The 14,538-nt window shown below is 71.2% G+C and carries 17 protein-coding genes; 9 read left to right on the top strand and 8 right to left on the bottom strand.

The window, feature by feature from the left end; genetic code table 11:
- Nucleotides 1-131: 131 nt before the first annotated feature.
- Nucleotides 132-1,397, bottom strand: a complete 1,266-nt coding sequence (locus IE246_RS11700) for a flavin-dependent oxidoreductase (protein ID WP_189989594.1) — start codon at nt 1,395-1,397, stop codon at nt 132-134.
- A 137-nt stretch (nt 1,398-1,534) separates the two neighbouring features.
- The gene (locus IE246_RS11695; RefSeq protein ID WP_189989593.1) at nt 1,535-2,569 is read right to left on the bottom strand and encodes a TRAP transporter substrate-binding protein; all 1,035 of its coding nucleotides are present in this window, start codon (nt 2,567-2,569) and stop codon (nt 1,535-1,537) included.
- Nucleotides 2,570-2,704: 135 nt separating this feature from the next.
- Between IE246_RS11695 and IE246_RS11690 the strand changes: the two genes are divergently transcribed.
- The 3 genes from IE246_RS11690 to arfB all read left to right on the top strand — a co-directional run bounded on the left by IE246_RS11690 (nt 2,705) and on the right by arfB (nt 4,264).
- Complete coding sequence (locus IE246_RS11690; RefSeq protein ID WP_189989591.1) at nt 2,705-3,184, top strand: MarR family winged helix-turn-helix transcriptional regulator; 480 nt, start codon at nt 2,705-2,707, stop codon at nt 3,182-3,184.
- The gene (locus IE246_RS11685; protein ID WP_189989590.1) at nt 3,178-3,639 is read left to right on the top strand and encodes a DUF3237 domain-containing protein; all 462 of its coding nucleotides are present in this window, start codon (nt 3,178-3,180) and stop codon (nt 3,637-3,639) included. The genes IE246_RS11690 and IE246_RS11685 overlap by 7 nt, the downstream gene beginning before the upstream one ends.
- Before the next feature lie 199 nt (nt 3,640-3,838).
- Complete coding sequence (arfB, locus tag IE246_RS11680; protein ID WP_189989588.1) at nt 3,839-4,264, top strand: alternative ribosome rescue aminoacyl-tRNA hydrolase ArfB; 426 nt, start codon at nt 3,839-3,841, stop codon at nt 4,262-4,264.
- A gap of 15 nt (nt 4,265-4,279) precedes the next feature.
- Here the strand turns inward: arfB and IE246_RS11675 are convergent, their stop codons facing one another.
- Entirely contained in the window at nt 4,280-5,098 is an 819-nt protein-coding gene (locus IE246_RS11675) for an aldo/keto reductase (RefSeq protein WP_189989586.1), read from the bottom strand.
- A 50-nt stretch (nt 5,099-5,148) separates the two neighbouring features.
- Complete coding sequence (locus IE246_RS11670) at nt 5,149-6,063, bottom strand: LysR family transcriptional regulator (protein ID WP_189989584.1); 915 nt, start codon at nt 6,061-6,063, stop codon at nt 5,149-5,151.
- Nucleotides 6,064-6,100: 37 nt separating this feature from the next.
- Between IE246_RS11670 and tcuA the strand changes: the two genes are divergently transcribed.
- The 4 genes from tcuA to IE246_RS11650 all read left to right on the top strand — a co-directional run bounded on the left by tcuA (nt 6,101) and on the right by IE246_RS11650 (nt 10,285).
- On the top strand, nt 6,101-7,651 hold the full coding sequence (gene tcuA, locus IE246_RS11665; RefSeq protein WP_373297881.1) for an FAD-dependent tricarballylate dehydrogenase TcuA: 1,551 nt from the start codon (nt 6,101-6,103) through the stop codon (nt 7,649-7,651).
- 123 nt (nt 7,652-7,774) lie between these two features.
- Nucleotides 7,775-8,521 (top strand): dienelactone hydrolase family protein, encoded by a 747-nt coding sequence (locus IE246_RS11660; RefSeq protein WP_189989580.1) that lies wholly within the window; start codon nt 7,775-7,777, stop codon nt 8,519-8,521.
- A 5-nt stretch (nt 8,522-8,526) separates the two neighbouring features.
- Complete coding sequence (locus IE246_RS11655; protein ID WP_189989577.1) at nt 8,527-8,817, top strand: DUF6295 family protein; 291 nt, start codon at nt 8,527-8,529, stop codon at nt 8,815-8,817.
- Nucleotides 8,818-8,827: 10 nt separating this feature from the next.
- On the top strand, nt 8,828-10,285 hold the full coding sequence (locus IE246_RS11650) for a M81 family metallopeptidase (protein WP_189989575.1): 1,458 nt from the start codon (nt 8,828-8,830) through the stop codon (nt 10,283-10,285).
- Nucleotides 10,286-10,289: 4 nt separating this feature from the next.
- On the opposite strand, the gene IE246_RS11645 is transcribed toward IE246_RS11650, so the two are convergent.
- Entirely contained in the window at nt 10,290-11,495 is a 1,206-nt protein-coding gene (locus IE246_RS11645; RefSeq protein ID WP_189989573.1) for an amidohydrolase family protein, read from the bottom strand.
- Between the two features lie 29 nt (nt 11,496-11,524).
- Complete coding sequence (locus tag IE246_RS11640; RefSeq protein ID WP_189989571.1) at nt 11,525-12,370, bottom strand: nitroreductase family protein; 846 nt, start codon at nt 12,368-12,370, stop codon at nt 11,525-11,527.
- 218 nt (nt 12,371-12,588) lie between these two features.
- Here IE246_RS11640 and IE246_RS11635 point away from each other — a divergent pair, with 218 nt between their 5' ends.
- Together IE246_RS11635 and IE246_RS11630 are read left to right on the top strand one after the other, a co-directional pair.
- Nucleotides 12,589-13,212 (top strand): DUF1326 domain-containing protein, encoded by a 624-nt coding sequence (locus tag IE246_RS11635; protein ID WP_189989569.1) that lies wholly within the window; start codon nt 12,589-12,591, stop codon nt 13,210-13,212.
- Nucleotides 13,213-14,025, top strand: a complete 813-nt coding sequence (locus IE246_RS11630; RefSeq protein ID WP_189989567.1) for a DUF2182 domain-containing protein — start codon at nt 13,213-13,215, stop codon at nt 14,023-14,025. It abuts the gene before it with no gap.
- 16 nt (nt 14,026-14,041) lie between these two features.
- Here the strand turns inward: IE246_RS11630 and IE246_RS11625 are convergent, their stop codons facing one another.
- Nucleotides 14,042-14,311: a type II toxin-antitoxin system RelE family toxin gene (locus tag IE246_RS11625; RefSeq protein WP_189989564.1), complete on the bottom strand. Its 270-nt coding sequence runs from the start codon at nt 14,309-14,311 to the stop codon at nt 14,042-14,044.
- Nucleotides 14,295-14,519, bottom strand: a complete 225-nt coding sequence (relB, locus tag IE246_RS11620) for a type II toxin-antitoxin system RelB family antitoxin (RefSeq protein WP_189989562.1) — start codon at nt 14,517-14,519, stop codon at nt 14,295-14,297. Before relB ends, IE246_RS11625 begins: the two co-directional genes overlap by 17 nt.
- Nucleotides 14,520-14,538: the final 19 nt, after the last annotated feature.

Here is a 14,538-nt window from a genome sequence, read left to right as displayed (position 1 = left end):
CTCAACACCATGGTCAAGGAACAAAGGCCATTCAGACCCGCAGACGCTTGACAACAACGCGTACAGTTGCTGGACGGACGCGCCGCCCTCGGCGCGGACGATCCGGAACCCACGCCGTGACGGGCGGTCCATCACGCCATCCTCGCGCCCGCCGGGATCAGGTCGGGGCGGGCGTTCAGCGCGTCGATGCTGAAGCCGGCGATCTTCTTGTATTTCTCGGCATGGGCGGCGAGCTCGCTGCGCGGCACCACGTCCTCGATCCGCTCGAAGACGCCGCCGCAGCGGTCCTCGACCAGCTGCATGATGGCGTCCGGGCCGCTGCCGCGGTTGGCCAGGATGATCTTCTCGGTCTGCGGCCGGATGACCTCTTCGTAGGCCAGCAGCGCATCCGGGCCGACGCCGTGCTCCAGGAGCTTCGCGCCGATCACCCGGGCGTCGACGATCGCCTGGCTGGCGCCGTTCGAGCCGACCGGATAGGTCGGGTGCGCGGCGTCTCCCATCAGGGTAACCCGGCCCTCGGTCCAGCTCGCGATCGGGTCGCGGTCGACCATCGGGTACTCGAACACTTCTCTGGCGCCGCGGATCAGCGCCGGCACGTCGAGCCAGTCGAACCGCCAGTCCTCGAAGTACGGCAGGAACTCCGCGACGTCGGCCCGCCGGTTCCAGTCCTCGCGCCGCCAGCCGGCCGAGGGATCGACCGTCCGTTCGGCGATCCAGTTGATGGTGGCCTTGCCGGTCGCCGGGTCGGGCTTGCCGATCGGATAGGCGACGATGCGCTGGGTGTCGTGGCCGGCCAGGATCATCGAGGCGCCGGATTTGTAGGGGGCGGCCTCGGTGGTCGCCCGCCACAGGATCGCGCCGTTCCAGATCGGCGGACCTTCCTCCGGCTGCATCTGCCGGCGGATCGCCGAGTGGATTCCGTCGGCCGCGACCACGATGGCCCCCGGCACCGCCTGCGGCCCGGCGGCCGTGGCGATGTGCAGGACGGCGCCGTCGGCGGTGTTCTCGAAGCTCATGGCGCGGGCGCCGGCGATCACGCAGCCGGGACCGGCACGCCCGACCAGGGCTTCGTACAGCGCCATCTGGAAGCGGCCGCGATGCACCGAGAACTGCGGCCAGCGATAGCCGGCGTCCAGGCCGCGCGGCTCGGTCCAGATCTCCAGCCCGGTCTTGGTGTAGAAGCCGTAGTCGCGGGTGCGGATCCCGACCCGGTCCAACTCGTCCTCCAGCCCGAGCTCGAACAGCTCGCGCACCGCGTTCGGCTGCAGGTTGATGCCGACGCCGAGCGGCTTCAGCTCGGCCACCGCCTCGTAGATGCGGAACGGCACCCCGATCTGGTGCAGGGTGAGCCCGAGCGTCAGCCCGGCGACGCCGGCCCCGGCGATGATGACTGTCATGGGCGCGGGCGCTCCTTGGGTGACGGCTCAGTATACTTTAGCGCGACGAGGTGGGTCCCGGCTCTGCGGCCAGGATGAGGGGGAGCAGGAAGGACCCCCTGTCCCTCATCCCGGCCGAAGAGCCGGGACCCAAATCCTCATTGATACTTGTCGATCAGCGCGGTGGCCTGGGCGATGGCGGCCTTGCCGTCGATGCCGCGCTTGGCCACGCCGGCCACCCACTCGTCGACCACCGGCGCCGCCGCGGCCTTCCAGCGCGCGACCTCTGTCCCGTCCAGAGTGGTGATGCTGGTGCCGTTCTTGACGGCGATCGCCCGGCCCGGCGCGTCGCCGGCCAGCATCTGCTCGGCCGCCAGGGTGGTCAGCGCCATGCCCGACTTTTCGTCGAGGATCCTGCGCAGGTCGTCCGGCAGGCCGGCGTAGCGGGCCTTGTTCATCGCCATGATGATGGTGGCGGTGTACAGCGCCTCCTTGCCGGAGAACTCGGTGGCGTTCTTCACCAGCTCGCTCAGCTTGATCGCCGGGGTGACCTCCCACGGGATCACGGTGCCGCTGACCACGCCCTTGGACAGCGCCTCGGGAATCGCCGGCAGCGGCATGCCGACCGGCACCGCGCCGAGCGCGTCGAGCAGGGAGTTGATCACCCGGGTCGGGCCGCGCAGCTTCAGGCCCTTCATGTCCTCGAGCCTGGCGACCGGGGTGGCGGTGTGGATGACGCCGGGGCCGTGCACCCAGGCGCCGAGCATCTTCACGTCCTTGTACTCGGTGTCCTGGAGCTCGGTATCGACCATCTCCCAGAACGCCTTCGAGGTCGCAACCGAGCCGCGCATCATGAACGGCAGCTCGAACACCTCGGATTTCGGGAACCGGTTCGGCGTGTAGCCGGTGACCGTCATGATGATGTCGGCGACGCCGTCCCGGGCCTGGTCGTACAGCTCGGGCGGGCGGCCGCCGAGCGACATGGCGTCGTAGTGCTCGAACTTGATGCGGCCGCCGGAGGCCTGCTCGATCGACGCGGCCCACGGCTTGATCACCTTGGCCGGCAGGGTGGCCGGCGGCGGCAGGAACTGGTGCAGGCGGAGCGTGACTTCCTGGGCGTGCGCCGGCGACGAGCCGATCGACAGCCACAGGGCGGTCGCCGCAGCGGCGGCGTAGACACGGTTCAGCGTCATGGAAACCTCCCCTAGGTGTACTTTTGTTGGTAGTTTTGTTTGGTTATAAACTAGATCGTTTATTGGGTAAACGATCCCGGTGGATAGACTGTCCGGTCGATCCGCCCGGCCCCGACCCCGCCGCAGAGAGACTGGATGACCGACAGCACGAATTCGGGGTTTCCGCTGCTGCGCTACGGGCTGCTGCACGACCTGGTCGGGCACCTGCTGCGGCACTCCTACAACCGGGCCTTCGCTGCCTTCGAACGGGCGTTCCGCGAGGAGGGACTGTCGCCGCTGCAGTTCATGATCTTCGAGCTGGTGCAGAACAATTCCGGCGTCACCCACTCGGACATCGCCAGGGCGATGGGAACGGCGCCGTCGGTGGTGACCACCACGATGAAGCCGATGCTGGCCGACGGCCGGATCGTCGCCGCCAAGCGGGAAGGCGACGGCCGGCAGCGGGTCTACCAGGCCTCGGCCGCCGGCCGGGAATGGTTCGCGCGGATCCGACCGACGATCGCAGACAGCGAGGACGAGTTGACGGCGAGCCTGAGCGCTGCCGAGCGCACCGAGCTGCTGCGACTGCTTCGGCAGTTGCTCGGCCTTGAGAAGGAGGACGGGACGCCATGCTGACCGCGCCGACCCTGACGCATCTGTGCGACCTCGACGTCCACCTCGACCCGATCCGCGAGATGGGGCAGGGCCGCGCCGGCATGCGGCGGATCATCCCGATCGTCGGCGGCACGGTCACCGGCGAGCGCCTGTCCGGCCGGATCCTGAACCTGGGGGCCGATTGGCAGACCGTCTTCCAGGACGGGGTCGCCGAGCTCGACGCGCGTTACGCCTTCGAGACCGACGACGGCGCCCTGATCGAGGTCGCCAACCACGGCTACCGCCACGGCCCGGCCGCGGTGATCGACCGGCTGCGGCGCGGCGAGGACGTGGAGCCGGCGGAGTACTACATGCGGACTACCGCCCGGCTGGAGACCGGTGATGCGCGCTACGCCTGGGTCAACCGCATGGTGTTCGTCGGCACCGGCGCGCGGCTGGCCGCGGCCGTGCGGATCGCGCTGTACACGGTGGGGTGAGAGCGGCGCCCGTCGCCCGTCGCGCCGTGGGTCCCGGAGCCGCCCCGGATCAAGTCCGGGGCCCTCCGGGATGACGAAGAGCGGGTGGGGATTCTTTTTTCAACTCGTCATTCCGGAGGGGGCGCGTGAGCGCCCGGCTCCGGAACCCACCCGCCTCCGCCTCGCTTGCGGGTGGGACCTCGATCGCTACAGTGCGGCCATGATCGAGATCGAAGGCGTGTGCCGCATCCCGGACGAGGAGCTGGAGCTCAGCTTCATCCGGGCCGGCGGTCCCGGCGGGCAGAACGTCAACAAGGTGTCGAGCGCGGTGCAGCTGCGCTTCGACGTGCGCGGCTCACCGTCGCTGCCGGAGGCCGTGAAGGCCCGGCTGGCGCGGCTGGCCGGCTCGAAGATGACCCGCGACGGCGAGATCGTGATCACCGCCAACCGGCATCGGACCCAGCTCGCCAACCGCGGGGATGCGGTCGAGCGGCTGGCCGAGCTGATCCGCCGCGCGGCCGTCAGGCCGAAGTTCCGGGTGCCGACCCGGCCGAGCCGGGCCGAGCGCCAGCGGCGTCTCGAGGGCAAAGCGCAGCGCGCCCGCACCAAGGGGTTGCGCCGCGGCGTCGGCCGGCCGGACGAGTAGGGATCGACGGGCCGGTCAGTCCCAATCCGGCGCGAAGGCCGGGTCCACGAGCCGGCGGTTCTTCGGCAGCGCCGCGATGGCGGCCCGGTCCTCGTCGTCCAGGGTGACCTTGAAGGAGTCGAGGTTGCGGCGCTGGCCGGCGGCACTCTGCGACTTCGGGATCGCGGCGACGCCGTCCTGATCGAGCAGCCATTTCAGCGCGACCTGCCCGGGCTGGGCGCCGTGCTTGGCGGCGATCCGCTGCATCACCGGGTCGTCGACGACCTCGCCGCGTGCCACCGGGCTGTAGGCGACCACCGGCACGCCCTTCGGCTGCAGGTAGTTCAGGATCGCCGACTGGTCCAGGTAGACGTGGTATTCGATCTGGTTGCAGGCGACCGGCGCGCCGATCTCCTCGATGGCCTGCTTCAGCAGCGGCAGGGTGAAGTTGGCGACGCCGATGGCGCGGGTCAGCCCGGCGTCCTTCAGGCCGACCATGGTCTCCATGATCGCCGGCAGGTCCATGCCGGGCGCCGGCCAGTGCACCAGGTAGAGGTCGAAATGGTCGAGCCGCAGCCGCTTCATGCTGTCGTCGCAGGCCCGGCGGATGGTGTCCGGCGCCAGGTGGTCGTACCAGACCTTGGTGGTGACGTGCAGCTCGCGACGGTCGACGCCGGACGCGGCGATGGCGGCGCCGACGATCTCCTCGTTGCCGTACATCTCGGCGGTGTCGATGTGCCGGTAGCCCTCGGCCAGCGCGCTCTCCACCGCGGCCTGGCCGGCGGCCTCGGTCAGCCTGAAGGTCCCGAGGCCCAGCTTCGGCATCGCGATGCCCTGGGTTTGGATCGTCTCCATGGCGCCTGCGTCTCCTGTGTCTTCGGAATCCCGATAGGTCGGGCGCGAGCCTAACCGCCGACCGCTCGGCCGGCCAGTGCCTGGACCACCATCGACCGCAGGGCGACGGCCGCAGGCGACAGGGTGGCGCCGCGGCGTTCCAGAAGGACCAGCCGCCGGGCGACGGCCGGCTCGGTCAGCGGCCGGGCGACCAGCCGGTGACCTGAGAGTCCGGCCATCGCCATGCCCGGCACGATGCCGACGCCGAGCCCGGCCTCCAGCAGGCCGACCAGGGTCGAGAGGTGCTGGACCTCGTGCCGCCAGGCCGGGCTGCGGCCCTGCGCCGTCAGCTGCGCGTTGACGACGCGGCTGGTGCCGCTGCGCGAGCCGAGCGCGATCACCGGCATGTCCGACAACGCCGACCACGCGACCGGGCCGCCGGCGGCCAGCGGGTGGTCCTCGCGGCAGGCCAGCACGAACGGATCGTCGGTCAGCGGCGTGGCGGTCAGGTCGGGCTCCACCGGTCCGGTCAGCATGTCGACCGCGAACTCGGCCTCGCCGCTGCGCAGGTGCTGGACGATCTCCTGCTCGGCCTCGTCGAGGATCCGCACGCCGACCCGCGGATGGCGTTCCGCGAACGCCTTCAGCACCGGCGGCAGAGCGTAGGTGGCGACCGAGATCAGGCTGGCGATCGTGACCTGGCCGCCGGCCACCTCGATCACCCCGCGGATGCCGGCGGCGGTCTCCTCGAACTGCTGCAGCAGGCGCCGGGCCGAGGGCAGGAAGCTGCGGCCGATCGCGGTCGGGGCCACCGCCCGCGTCGTGCGGTCGACCAGCCGCGCGCCCAGCGCCGCCTCCAGCTTCTTCAGCCGCTGGGTCAGCGCCGACTGGGTCAGCCGCATCTCGGCGGCGGCCTGCCTGAAGCTGCCGCAGTCGACGATGCGGACGAACGCCTCGACCTCGGGAATGCCGAACTCTGCGGGCATGGATTCGGTATCGCTTATCAATCGGTCACATTAATGAATTTCTCTTCATCGAACGGCTTGCGCAACATTCCTCGCGACTTGGCGGCCGATCGGGTCCGCCGGGACGCAGGAGGGCCAGATGGCGAGCAAGGTAGTGGTGGTCGGGGCCGGCAACGCGGCCCTGTGCGCGGCGATGGCGGCGCGCGAGAACGGCGCCGACGTAGTGGTGCTGGAGGCCGCGCCCGAGCACGAGAAGGGCGGCAATTCCTACTTCACCGCCGGCGGTTTCCGGTTCTGCCACAGCGGCATCGAGGACGCCGCGACCGACGTGCTGACCGACTTGTCGCCGGCCGAGCGCGAGCAGATCGTGCTGCCGGTGCACGATCGGCAGGTGTTCTACGACGCGCTGATGAAGGTCACCCACCACCAGGCCGACGAGGACATGGCGTGGCGGCTGATCGACGGCTCGCGGCCCGCCATGGTCTGGCTGCGCGGCCACGGCATCCGGTTCATCCCGATGTTCGGCCGGCAGTCCTTCCTGGTCGACGGCAAGCACCACTTCTACGGCGGCGTGAACATCGAGGCGGTCGGCGGCGGCGCCGGGCTGGTCGAGGCCGAGATCGCCCGGGTCGTCCAGCTCGGCTGCGCGATCCGCTACGAGACCCGCGCCACCCGGCTGCTGCAGGACCGCAAGGGCCGGGTCACCGGCGTCGAGGTGTTCGGCCCCGAAGGCACCGAGGAGATCGCCGCCGACGCGGTGGTGCTGGCCTGCGGCGGCTTCGAGTCCAACCCGGAGATGCGGACCCGCTACCTCGGACCCGGGTGGGAGCTGGCGCGGGTGCGGGGAACGAAGCACAACATGGGCGCCGGCATCCGCATGGCGCTCGACATCGGTGCCAGGCCGTTCGGCAACTGGTCGGGCTGCCACTCGGTCGGCTGGGACATCTCGGCCCCACCCTATGGCGACTACGCGGTGCTCGACAACTTCCAGAAGCATTCCTACCCCTGGGGCATCATGGTCAACCTCAGGGGCGAGCGCTTCGTCGACGAGGGCGAGGACCTGCGCAACCACACTTACGTCAAGTTCGGCCGCGAGATCATGAAGCAGCCGTTTCGCACGGCGGTGCAGATCTTCGACCAGAAGACCATCCCGGTGCTGCGCGACGAGTACCGCATCCGCCAGGTCACCAAGGTGACCGCAAACACCATCGCCGAGCTGGCGGCGGGGCTGGAGATCGACCCGGCGGCGCTGACCCGGACGGTCGAGCGGTTCAACGCCGCCTGCCGGCCCGGCAAATTCAACCCGGCGGTCCTGGACGGCGTGCGCACCGAGGGACTGGCGATCGACAAGACCAACTGGGCGCTGCCGATCGACGAGCCGCCGTTCGAGGCCTACGTCACCACGACCGGCGTGACCTTCACCTTCGGCGGCCTGCGGATCAACGAGCGCGGAGAAGTGCAGGACGTGGCCGACCGCACGATCCCCGGCCTGTACGCCGCCGGCGAGCTGGTCGGCGGGCTGTTCTACGAGAACTACCCGGGTGGCAGCGGGCTGATGAGCGGTACGGTGTTCGGCAAGCTGGCCGGCGAGAACGCCGCGCGCGGCTGACGCGCCCCGGCGGGCGCCTTCACCGGAGGATTGAAGGCAACGGCGACTGCCGTGCTACGCTCCCGTGTCGCGCGCGGCTCCGGCGCGCCGGCTCCCGTTTCCCGTACCCGGACAGGTGACGCTATGGCCTACGAAAGCATGATCGCGGAATCCGTGACCATCAACGGCAACGACGGCGAGCCGATCTCGGCCTATCTGGCGCGGCCGATGGGCCCGGGACCGTTCCCCGGCGTCGTGCTGATCCACCACCTGCCCGGCTGGGGCGAGTTCTACCGGGAGATGACCCGGAAATTCGCCCACCACGGCTACGCCGCGATCAGCCACAACCTGTATCACCACCTGGGCGAGGGCCATCCGGACGACGTCGCCGCCAAGGCGCGGGCCGAGGGCGGGGTGGCCGACGACCAGATGGTCGGCGACACCGACGGCGCGGTCGAGTTCCTGCGGGCCCAGCCCTACGTGACCGACAAGGTCGGGCTGATCGGCAGCTGCTCGGGCGGCCGGCAGGCCTTCCTGTACGCCTGCCGCAAGGACAACGTCGACGCGGTGGTCGAGCTGTGGGGCGGCCGCGTCGTACAGGCCGAGGACGACCGGCCGGCCAAGCAGCCGGTGCCGCCGATCGACCTGACCGCCGGCTTGTCCTGCCCGCTGCTCGGGCTGTTCGGCAACGAGGACCGGGCGCCCAGCCCGGAGCAGGTCGACCGGCACGAGGCCGAGCTGAAGAAGCACGGCAAGACCTACGAGTTCCACCGCTACGACGGCGCCGGCCACGGCTTCTTCTACTACCACCGGCCGATGTACCGGGTGGAGCAGGCGCTCGACGGCTGGGAGAAGATCTTCGCCTTCTTCGGCAAGCATCTGGCGGGGTGACGGCCATGTGCACTTCCATCGTCGAGATCGTCCCGGCCGAGGGTGCGGGCAAGAGCTTCGAGGGCTGGTTCCCGCTGTCGCGCGCGGTGGTGTCCTACGACCACCCGAACCACGCGCTGCTGAACGACGCGATCATCATCGACTTCGTGAACGAGGCACGCGGCCCGGACGCCCGCGCCGCGGTCGAGTTGACCCTGGACTCGGCGAAGGCGCTGCTGGGGGCGCTGGAGCGGGCGATCGCCGCCGCCGAGACCGAGGAGGCGGAGGCCCGCCGGGTGCCGGCGAAGGCGGCTTGAGCCGGGCGTGATGAGACCGCGGGTCCTGGTCGCCGGGCTCTGGCACGAGACCAACACCTTCTCGCCGATCGCCACCGGCCTGGCCGCCTTCCGGGCCTACCAGTGGGCCGAAGGCGACGGATTGGCGGCCCGTTACGCCGGGACCAATACCGAGATCGGCGGCATGCTGAAGGCCGCCGTCGGGGCCGATCTTGCGGTCGTTCCCGGCCTGTTCGCCGGCGCCATCCCGTCCGGCACGGTGACCCGCGACGCCTTCGAGGCGCTCGCCGGCCGGATCGTCGAGACCGCACGGCGCGAGCTGCCGGACGGCGTGCTGCTGGCCCTGCACGGCGCCATGGTGGCCGACGGTTTCCCGGAGGCCGACGCCGAGCTGGCCTGCCGGGTGCGCCGGGCGCTGCCGGCCGATGCCCCGCTGGTCGCGACCTACGACCTGCACGCCAACGTCTCGGCCGCCCTGGTCGAGGCGTGCGACATGCTGATCGGCTACGACACCTTCCCGCACACCGACATGGGCGCGCGTGGCGAGGAGGCGGCCGAGCGGCTGGCGGCGATGCTGGCGACCGGCACCCGCCCGGCCAAGGCGTTCCGCAAGCTCCCCATGATCACCGTGCCGCAGATGCAGGCGACCGCCGAGCCGCCGATGGCGGCGGTCATGGCGCGGGTCGCCGAGGCCGAGGCGGTCGCGGGCGTCGACGTGGTCTCGGTCGCCCAGGGCTTCGCCTATGCCGATGTCGACCATCTGGGCGTGGCGGTCACCGGCTACGGCAGCGACCCGACGGCGCTGGCCCGCGAGGTCGACGCGGTGGCCGCCGCGCTCGAGGCGGTGCGCGAGGCGTTCCGGCCGGCGCTGGTGCCTGTCGAACAGGCGGTCTCGCTTGCGGCCGAGCCCGGGACCGGCCCGGTGGTGCTGGTCGAGCCGGCCGACAATGTCGGCGGCGGTGCGCCGGGCGACGGTACCGCGATCCTGGCGGAGATGCTGCGACGCCGGGTCGCCGGCACGGTGGTGATCTGGGACCCGGTCGCGGTGGCGGCGGCACGCGGCCGGGCGCGCTTCGCCGGCCCGGTCGGCGGCCGCACCCTGCCGGTGCTGCACGGCGGGCCGGTCGACGTCGAGGGTGCTGTGGTGTTCGACGAGCCGGCGGTCCGCTACGTGCGCGACGGTGCCTACATGACCGGCCAGCAGGTGCCGATGGGCGACGTCGCCGTGGTCCGCACCGGCTTCGGCCTGAACGTGGTGCTGACCGGCGAGCGGGTGATGCCGTTCGACGACACCCATCTGCGCCGCGTCAGCATCGACCCGGCGGCCGAGCCGGCGCTGGTCGCCAAGTCCGGCAGCGCCTGGAAGATCGCGTTCCAGGCGATCGCCCGGCGCGCCGTGGTGGTCGACACCGGCGGGGTGTGCGCCTCGCTGGTCGAGCGGCTGCCGTACACCCGCGAGGCGGCCCGGCGCTGCTGGCCGCTGGGGTAGGGCGTCAGGCCGCCGGCGGCAATAGCGACCGTCCATCCCTGGCGACGACCCGGCCGCGCTTGACGACCAGCCGGCGCGGCGGGTGGAACGCCACTGCCTCGGCGGCGGTCTCGGCCTCCACCAGCACCAGGTCGGCAGCCGACCCGACCGTCAGGCCGTAGCCCTCGGCCCCCATGATCGCGGCACCGCCATAGGTCGCCATGCGCAGGGCGATCTCGATGCTCGGGTCGTCGCGGAACCCGGAGCGGTAGGCCAGCAGGAACGCGCGCTCCAGCATGTCGCCGGTGTTCAGCGGCCCCCAGGTGTCGCGCACCCCGTCCGAACCCGAGAACAGCCGCACGCCGCGGTCGTGCAGCAGGCGGATCGGCGGGAACGGCGTCGGCCCGGACGGCGCGTGGGTCATGATCGCGATGTCGAGTTCGAGCAGCGCCTCGATCAGCCCGTCGAGCCGGGCCGGCTCCAGCATGCCGAGGCAGAAGGCGTGGCTGATCGCGACCTTGCCGGCGAGGCCGAGCGCCCGGGTCCGCTCGACGATCATGTCGATGGTGACCGCCCCCATGTCGCCGCGGTCGTGCAGGTGGATGTCGATGCCGCAGCCGTGCCGCTCGGCGATCGCGAACAGGCCGTCGAGCTGGCCCTTCGGGTCGCGGTCGATGCCGACCGGGTCGATGCCGCCGACCGCCTCGGCACCCTCGCGCACCGCCTGCTCCAGCAGCTCCAGCGTGCCCGGCCGGATCATCACCCCGGTCTGCGGGAACGCGACGATCTCCACGTCGATCCAGTCGCGATGGCTGTCGCGCATGGCCTGGACGCCGTGGAAGTGGGCGAGCCCGACGTCGGGGCCGATGTCGACATGGGTGCGCACGTGGGTGGTGCCGCGCGCCACCATGTGGCGCAGCAGCCGGGCGCTCTGGACTTCGGGCGACAACCCGAGTGTCTTCAGCACCCGGCGCTCGTTCTCGATCTTATCGAGCACGCTGGGCCCCGCCTGGTGCGGGTGCCAGGGCGTGCCCCACAGGGTCTTGTCGACGTGGGCGTGGGCGTCGACCAGGCCGGGGATCACGAGGCAGCCGCGGCCGTCGAACACCTCTGGCGCATCGGTGGATAGGCCGGGGCCGATGGCGGCGATCCGGCCGTCGGCGATGGCGAGGTCGCAGGCGGCGTCGCCGTTGCTCCAGACCCGGACACCGGTCAGCAGCAGGTCGGTCATCGGGGTGCCTCCTCTGGACATGGCGGCTTTCAGCGCAGCGGGAAGCCCATGGCGCGGACGATCTCGGCCAGCCGGTCGCGGCCGTTCATCGCCGCCAGCGTGCCGAAACGGTTGATCACACGCCCGGTCCACGTCGTCTCGGCCATCTCGTTCTGGCGCGAGAACGCCGCCAGCTTGGCGTCGTAGGCGGCACGCAGCGCCGGCTCGTCCGGGTTGCCGTACTTCTCCCGGAACAGCACCGCGTCCTGGGCCAGCCGCGGCTTCACTTCGGCCTCCGCCTCCGGCGTGGCGTAGCCGACGCACAGCCCGAACACGCCCATGGCGCCGGCCGGCAGGCCGAGCACCTCGGCGACCTTCAGCGGGTCGTTGCGCAGCGCGCCGATATAGACGGTCGAGAGCCCGAGGGACTCCGCCGCCACCACCGCGTTCTGGGCCGCCAGCGCGGCGTCGATCGCGGCCACCAGGAAGCCCTCCAGGTAGTCCGGCGTGACCAGTTCGGCGCCCTCGGCCGCTGCAAGGCGCCGGTTGCGCGACAGGTCGGCCAGCCAGACCAGGAACAGCGGGCACTGCTCGATGTGCTTCTGGTTGTTGGCGACCTTGGCCATCACCGCCTTGGTCGCCGGGTCGGTCACCGCGACCACCGACCAGGTCTGCATGTTGGAGCTGGTGGCCGCCGACTGGGCGGCGGCGACCAGGGTCTCCAGCGTGCCCGCCGGCAGCGCGTCCGGCCTGTAGCCGCGCACCGAGCGGTGCGACAGCAGCAGGTCGAGGTGCTGGTTCCACGGCCCGGCGGCCGGCAGGGCGTCGGCCCCGTAGCGCCTGGCGAGGGCTTCTGTCTTGGAAGTCGTGGCAGTGATCGGCGCCTGGTCGTTCATCGCGTCATCCGGTCCTGGGGTTGCAGCGCGGCATGATGCAGGGCGACGGGGCGGTGGGCGAGAGGGAAGCCGGAACGGGTGCCGTGCCGGCAGGCGGGGGAACCGCGCGTCATGGACGAGAGAGTGGCCCCGGCGTTCGGGCCCGGCCATAGTATTCGTCCATCGGGCACGCCGGTGTGGTCGGCGGCCCGCGCCGAAACCGGGACGGGGAGGAGAGCATGGCCGATCCGAAGTGGCAGATCAGCGGCCAGTACATGGAGAGCTGCAACTGCGACTACCTGTGCCCGTGCATCTACACCAACCCGCAGGGTGCCGCGACCTTCGACAACTGCACCGCCTCGCTGGTGTTCCGGATCGACAAGGGGCAGAGCGACGGGGTTTCCCTCGACGGTCTCGGCTTCGCGCTGCTGGTGCGCAGCGGCCGGGTGATGGCCGACGGCGACTGGGTGCTCGGCTGCGTGGTCGACGAGCGCGCCGACGATGCCCAGCGCACGGCGCTCTCGGCGATCGTCAGCGGCGAGGCCGGCGGCACCCCCGGCATGATCCGCAGCCGGCTGGTCAGCGACTTCCGCGGCGTCGAGTTCAGGCCGATCGACTTCCGCATGGCCGGCACCGAACGGTCGGTGACGATCCCGGGCGTGCTGTCCTTCGAGGTCGCTGGCGTGATCCCGCGCCACGGCGGCGACGAGCCGATCTGCATCGACAACGTTTCGCACCCGGCCGGACGGCGCCTCGCGCTGGCCCGCGCCAGGAGCTACCGGGTCGAGGGCTTCGGGCTCGACCTGGAGATGATCGGCAAGGGCAACAACGGCCACTTCGCGCCGTTCGCCTGGGCCGCCTAGATGGCCGAGACCACCACCGGCACCGCCACGAGCCTGCCGCGCCTGCTGCTGCGCGAGCGCGCAGTGATCTGGGCGGCGGTCGCCGGGGTGACCCTGGTGGCGTGGCTGTACCTGGTGCTGTTCGACGGCGGCATGCCGGACATGGCGGCCATGCCGATGAGCGGGATGCCCCAGACCGCCATGCCGATGCTGGCGATGGCCTGGACCCCGGCGCTGTTCGCGCTGACGTTCGCCATGTGGGCGGTGATGATGGTCGGCATGATGCTGCCGAGCGCGGCGCCGATGATCCTGACCTTCGCGGCGCTGCACAAGCGCGAGGCGGCGGCGCGCGACCGGATCCTGCCGACCGTGCTGCTCGCGTCCGGCTATCTGCTGGTGTGGACCGGGTTCTCGGCGGCGGCGACCGCAGCGCAGTGGACGCTCGACGGGCTGGCGCTGCTGTCGCCGACGATGAGCGCGTCCAGTGCGCTGCTCGGCGGCGGGCTGTTCGTGGCGGCCGGGATCTACCAGCTCACCCCGCTGAAGCAGGCGTGTCTCGCCCGCTGCCGCTCGCCCTTCGCCTTCCTGTTCAACCGCTGGCGCGACGGGGCGGGCGGCGCGCTCGCCATGGGCATCGAGCACGGCGCGTTCTGCCTCGGCTGCTGCTGGCTGCTGATGGCCTTGCTGTTCGCGGTCGGCGTGATGAACCTGCTGTGGGTGGCGGCGCTCGCCCTGTTCGTGTTCGCCGAGAAGCTGGTGCCCGGCGGTGTCTGGGTGGCGCGGGTCAGCGGGGTGGCGATGGCGGGGTATGGGGTGTGGGTGGCGGTGGGGTGAGGAACCCCGGCGGGCTTCACCGATACACGTCACGCCGATGCCCGACCCGCACCACGAGGATCCGCACCGTGCTGTCGTCGATGTGCGCGATCAGCCGGTAGTCGCCGACGCGGTACTTCCAGAAGTCGCCGAACCGGTCGCCCCTGAGGGCCACGCCGACGCTGCGCGGGTCGTCGAGCGGTGCGATGCGGTCGCGCAGGAAGCGGAGGATGCGTCGCGCCGCTTCGTGGCCGAGCTTGTCCAGTTCCCGGGCCGCCGCGCGCTCGAACTCAATCCTCCAGGCCATGGCGCTCGATCAGCTCGGACAGCGGGACCGTGTCGCTGCGGCCGGCGGCGAGGTCGCTGAGCCGCTGCTCGGCGAGGTAGATGTCCTCGAGGTCGTCGAGATGCGCCAGGATCGCCTCGCGGGCATAGAAGCTCTTGCTTCGCCCGGTCCGCTTGGCGAGCGCGTCGAGGCGGGCTTCGATGTCGGCGGGCAGACGAAGGGCGAGCATGGGGCGGCTCCGTCGGTTG

It is taken from the genome of Thalassobaculum fulvum (genome assembly GCF_014652915.1).
In the GTDB taxonomy this organism is placed as follows: Bacteria; Pseudomonadota; Alphaproteobacteria; order Thalassobaculales; family Thalassobaculaceae; genus Thalassobaculum_A; species Thalassobaculum_A fulvum.
Note: the sequence above shows the minus strand (reverse complement) of the source record. Positions and strands in the feature narration are given on the sequence as shown.

Bases quoted from the DNA above. Each gene is read 5' to 3' on its own strand.
- IE246_RS11700 (WP_189989594.1), bottom strand. From the start codon at position 1,397: ATGACAGTCATCATCGCCGGGGCCGGCGTCGCCGGGCTGACGCTCGGG.
- IE246_RS11695 (WP_189989593.1), bottom strand. From the start codon at position 2,569: ATGACGCTGAACCGTGTCTACGCCGCCGCTGCGGCGACCGCCCTGTGG.
- IE246_RS11690 (WP_189989591.1), top strand. From the start codon at position 2,705: ATGACCGACAGCACGAATTCGGGGTTTCCGCTGCTGCGCTACGGGCTG.
- IE246_RS11685 (WP_189989590.1), top strand. From the start codon at position 3,178: ATGCTGACCGCGCCGACCCTGACGCATCTGTGCGACCTCGACGTCCAC.
- arfB (WP_189989588.1), top strand. From the start codon at position 3,839: ATGATCGAGATCGAAGGCGTGTGCCGCATCCCGGACGAGGAGCTGGAG.
- IE246_RS11675 (WP_189989586.1), bottom strand. From the start codon at position 5,098: ATGGAGACGATCCAAACCCAGGGCATCGCGATGCCGAAGCTGGGCCTC.
- IE246_RS11670 (WP_189989584.1), bottom strand. From the start codon at position 6,063: ATGCCCGCAGAGTTCGGCATTCCCGAGGTCGAGGCGTTCGTCCGCATC.
- IE246_RS11660 (WP_189989580.1), top strand. From the start codon at position 7,775: ATGGCCTACGAAAGCATGATCGCGGAATCCGTGACCATCAACGGCAAC.
- IE246_RS11655 (WP_189989577.1), top strand. From the start codon at position 8,527: ATGTGCACTTCCATCGTCGAGATCGTCCCGGCCGAGGGTGCGGGCAAG.
- IE246_RS11650 (WP_189989575.1), top strand. From the start codon at position 8,828: ATGAGACCGCGGGTCCTGGTCGCCGGGCTCTGGCACGAGACCAACACC.
- IE246_RS11645 (WP_189989573.1), bottom strand. From the start codon at position 11,495: ATGACCGACCTGCTGCTGACCGGTGTCCGGGTCTGGAGCAACGGCGAC.
- IE246_RS11640 (WP_189989571.1), bottom strand. From the start codon at position 12,370: ATGAACGACCAGGCGCCGATCACTGCCACGACTTCCAAGACAGAAGCC.
- IE246_RS11635 (WP_189989569.1), top strand. From the start codon at position 12,589: ATGGCCGATCCGAAGTGGCAGATCAGCGGCCAGTACATGGAGAGCTGC.
- IE246_RS11630 (WP_189989567.1), top strand. From the start codon at position 13,213: ATGGCCGAGACCACCACCGGCACCGCCACGAGCCTGCCGCGCCTGCTG.
- IE246_RS11625 (WP_189989564.1), bottom strand. From the start codon at position 14,311: ATGGCCTGGAGGATTGAGTTCGAGCGCGCGGCGGCCCGGGAACTGGAC.
- relB (WP_189989562.1), bottom strand. From the start codon at position 14,519: ATGCTCGCCCTTCGTCTGCCCGCCGACATCGAAGCCCGCCTCGACGCG.